This is a genomic window from Mesorhizobium sp. M4A.F.Ca.ET.020.02.1.1, assembly GCF_004022645.1.
In the GTDB taxonomy this organism is placed as follows: domain Bacteria; phylum Pseudomonadota; class Alphaproteobacteria; order Rhizobiales; family Rhizobiaceae; genus Mesorhizobium.
Genome location: NZ_RZOI01000548.1, coordinates 1 through 4,231 on the forward strand (window position 1 = coordinate 1; position 4,231 = coordinate 4,231).

Below are 4,231 nucleotides of genomic sequence, written 5' to 3' on the forward strand. Positions count from 1 at the left end.
GCTATGCGCTGATGAGCTTCGTCATGACCGGCGCGCCGCTCGCCATGGTCGGTTGCGGTCTCTCCGCCGACGACGCCACGCTGGGCATTTCATGGCATGTGATGGCGATGTTCGGGCCGAGCTTCTTCACCGGCTCGCTGATCCATCGCTTCGGCGCCGAGCGCATTGTCGCCGCCGGCCTCGTGCTCTTGATCGGCTGCGCCGTGGTCGCCCTGTCGGGGCTGGCACTCTGGCAGTTCTGGACGGCGCTGATCCTGCTCGGCCTGGGCTGGAACTTCGGCTTCATCGGCGCCACCTCCATGGTCGCCGCCAGTTACCGGCCGTCGGAAAAGAGCAAGCTGCAGGGCTTCCACGATTTCGTCCTGTTCGGCTCGGTCGCCTTCGCGTCGCTGATGTCCGGCGCGGTCTACAACGCCTGGGGTTGGGCGATGCTGAACTGGCTGGTGTTCCCGGTCTGCGCGCTCTGCTTCGTCGCGCTCGGTGCGTTGAAGGTGACGAGCTTGCGTGCAGCCAACTGACTCGACAGCCATTCCGACAGTGTGGTCGCGCGTCAGTTCGAGCCTGACCTGATCTGCTCCGGTCTATTACCCAGCGTCATTTCAATCGATCTAAAAGGAGTATGGCGCTGGGCAGGTTTGCCATCGCCTTCGCCTTTTGGGCGAAAGCCGGGCAAAAACCGAACAATATCTTGACGTTCCCAGCCCTGTTTCGCATACAGCCCAGCCAAGGGGTGGATTCCGCCTGGCGGCGTGCATCCCCGTTCCAACGGCCCAGGGAGGGGTTCTTTTGGGCCATCAATCGAGGAAAATTCGGCAATGACCACCATTTACGCCGTCATCGCCTGCGGCCTGCTTTCAGTCCTTTACGCTATCTGGGCGACACGTTCGGTCCTGGCGTCCGATCAGGGCAATCAGCGCATGCAGGAAATCTCCGCGGCCATCCGCGAAGGCGCCCAGGCCTACCTGGCGCGCCAATACACCACCATCGCCGTCGTCGGCATCGTCGTGCTCCTGCTTGCCTGGTGGCTGCTGTCGATCACCTCGGCCATCGGCTTCCTGATCGGCGCGGTGCTCTCGGGCGCCGCCGGCTTTATCGGCATGCATGTTTCGGTGCGCGCCAATGTGCGAACCGCGCAGGCTGCCTCCAACAGCCTCGCCGCCGGCCTCGACATCGCCTTCAAGTCGGGCGCCATCACCGGCATGCTGGTGGCGGGTCTCGCCCTGCTCGGTGTCTCGATCTACTACTTCATCCTGACCGGTCCGATGGCTCTCCAGCCCAATGACCGCATCGTCATCGACGCGCTGGTTTCGCTCGGCTTCGGCGCCTCGCTGATCTCGATCTTCGCCCGTCTCGGCGGCGGCATCTTCACCAAGGGCGCCGACGTTGGCGGCGATCTCGTCGGCAAGGTCGAAGCCGGCATTCCCGAGGACGATCCGCGCAACCCCGCCACCATCGCCGACAATGTCGGCGACAATGTCGGCGACTGCGCCGGCATGGCCGCCGACTTGTTCGAGACCTATGCCGTCACCGTCGTCGCCACCATGGTTCTCGCCGCCATCTTCTTCGGCGGCACCGCGGTGCTCGGCACCGCCATGCTCTATCCGCTGGCTATCTGCGGCGCCTGCATCCTGACCTCGATTGTCGGCACATTCTTCGTCAAGCTCGGCTCCAACGGCTCGATCATGGGCGCGCTCTACAAGGGCCTGATCGTCACTGGCCTGCTGTCGATCGTCGGCCTTGGCGCCGCGACATCGCTGACCATCGGCTGGGGTGATATCGGCACCGTCGCCGGCATCGCCATCACCGGCAAGAACCTGTTCATCTGCGGCCTGATCGGCCTCCTGGTGACCGGGCTCATCGTGGTGATCACCGAGTACTACACCGGCACCAACAAGCGCCCGGTCAACTCCATCGCCCAGGCGTCGGTGACCGGCCACGGCACCAACGTCATCCAGGGCCTCGCGGTCTCGCTGGAATCGACGGCGTTGCCGGCTATCGTCATCGTCGGCGGCATTATCGCGACCTACCAGCTCGGCGGCCTCTTCGGCACGGCGATCGCCGTCACCACCATGCTCGGCCTCGCCGGCATGATCGTCGCGCTCGACGCCTTCGGCCCGGTCACCGACAATGCCGGCGGCATTGCCGAGATGGCCGGCTTGCCCAAGGAAGTGCGCCAATCCACCGACGCGCTCGACGCCGTCGGCAACACCACCAAGGCGGTGACCAAAGGCTACGCCATTGGTTCGGCGGGCCTCGGCGCGCTGGTGCTGTTCGCCGCCTATTCGAACGACCTGAAGTTCTTTGCCGCCAATGGCGACAAGTTCCCTTACTTCCAGGGCATGGGCGAGGTTTCCTTCGACCTTTCCAATCCCTATGTCGTCGCCGGCCTGATCTTCGGCGGCCTGATCCCGTATTTGTTCGGCGGCATCGCCATGACGGCCGTCGGCCGCGCGGCGGGCTCGATCGTCGAGGAGGTGCGCAAGCAGTTCCGCGAGGACAAGGGCATCATGGCCGGCACCTCGAAGCCGAACTACGCCCGCGCCGTCGATCTTTTGACCAAGGCGGCGATCCGGGAGATGATTATCCCCTCGTTGCTGCCGGTGCTGGCGCCGCTGGTCGTCTATTTCGGCGTGTTGCTGATCTCGGGTTCGAAGGCCTCGGCTTTCGCCGCGCTCGGCGCCTCGCTGCTCGGCGTGATCGTCAACGGCCTGTTCGTCGCCATCTCGATGACCTCGGGCGGTGGCGCCTGGGACAACGCCAAGAAGTCATTCGAGGACGGCTTCACCGACAAGAACGGCGCCAAGCACTTGAAGGGCTCCGAGGCGCACAAGGCCTCCGTCACCGGCGACACGGTCGGGGATCCCTACAAGGACACCGCCGGCCCGGCGGTCAACCCGGCGATCAAGATCACCAACATCGTCGCCCTGCTGCTCTTGGCCGTGCTCGCGCACGGCTGAGGCTCAAGCTGTTCGTCGAAAAACCCGCAGGAGTGATCCCGCGGGTTTTTTCATTTCCCGCCGCGGTTCAAGCGATCTGACGCAGGATCGAGCCGTCGGTTATCTTGTCGTCATTGGCCAGCATCATCGCCTTCGACAGGATGACTGACAGGATGTCGTCGCCCTCGAACGGCACATAGGCCGGCCTCGGCCCGGCCGCCTCGTTTGACGGCACGATGCAGAGATAGCGGTCGTTGGGCGCCATCCTGATGTGTCCGGATGCGAAGTTGATCCTGTAGGTCTTGCGCTTGCCGTCAACGATCAGGAACTCGTCCGTGACCGTGCACTGGTTGGCAATCGCGAGGCCGGGCAGGATGGTGGCGATGAAATCGCGTCGGCCCTTTGCCAGGCCGCTGGCCTGTCCTGCCGAATAGCGCTCGCGGTAGTCGAGGAATTCAGGCCGCTCAGACAGCGGGTGGCGCGCGTTGCTGCCGCGATCCTGCCAGTGGCGGTCGTTGCCGATCGAGGTGCGGCCGATCACGCTGTCGATGTCGTACATCGCCTCGCAGAACGCGCGGGGAGGGACCGCATCGACGGGTAGGGGAATTTCGCCCGGCTGCCCGGTCTTGGGGTCGAGCGCGAAGAAGGCCACCCGATCCGTGGCGATGAAGGCGTAGAGCGCGGCGCCGCGCTCGGCCGCCTCGATGTCCTGCACGCGCGTGCCGATGCCGGCGACCCAGAACTCGGCGGCGACACCATGATACGGCAAGGTGAGCCGCACCCGTTCATGCTCGGCATTGTTGCCGTGCATGCTGCGATTGTACGCCGTCCAGCCGCGCTTCTTCAGGATGGCCATAACTGGAGCCTGCTCCAATATGTGCGCGGCGAAGCGGTTGGAGTAGCTGCGTGTGGCAAGCTCAGCGTCGGTGACGACGTAGACCGGCCGCCAGGCCTGGATGAAGGGCTGCTGGATCGTCTGCCTGGCGAGGCTCTCGCGCCAGGCCGCGACGGTCGTGGCCGGGCTGTCCAGCGGATGCCAAAGGTGGACCGTCAAGTCCGGTCCTGGAACCGGGCAGCGAACGCCGGCATGATCGACAAGCTCGCCTTCGCGCGGCATGGCGACGAACGCCTCGCCCTTGGGACCCGCAAAACGCCAGATCAGGCGCTCGGAAAGCGTGCGCAGCAGGCCATTGCCGATCAGCCGGTCCTGCCAGCCCTGGTAATTCCAGTGGCGGCCGTCGCGCCAGGCGCTCTCGATGCGGCGCCGCGCTTCCGGCAGAATCAGCGCGATGTCC

The 4,231-nt window shown here is 65.0% G+C and carries 3 protein-coding genes; 2 read left to right on the forward strand and 1 reads right to left on the reverse strand.

Annotated elements, in window-relative coordinates:
- Positions 1–518, forward strand: a 518-nt coding sequence (locus EN742_RS26325) for an MFS transporter (RefSeq protein WP_148670263.1), incomplete at its 5' end; no start/stop codon positions are given.
- A gap of 297 nt (positions 519–815) precedes the next feature.
- Complete coding sequence (locus EN742_RS26330) at positions 816–2,957, forward strand: sodium-translocating pyrophosphatase (RefSeq protein WP_128333459.1); 2,142 nt, start codon at positions 816–818, stop codon at positions 2,955–2,957.
- Between the two features lie 67 nt (positions 2,958–3,024).
- On the opposite strand, the gene EN742_RS26335 is transcribed toward EN742_RS26330, so the two are convergent.
- On the reverse strand, positions 3,025–4,231 hold a 1,207-nt coding region (locus tag EN742_RS26335), incomplete at its 5' end, for a DUF4132 domain-containing protein (protein ID WP_148670264.1).

What these genes read in the sequence shown, in the direction of transcription:
- EN742_RS26330 (WP_128333459.1), top strand. Translation starts at nt 816, where the DNA reads ATGACCACCATTTACGCCGTCATCGCCTGCGGCCTGCTTTCAGTCCTT.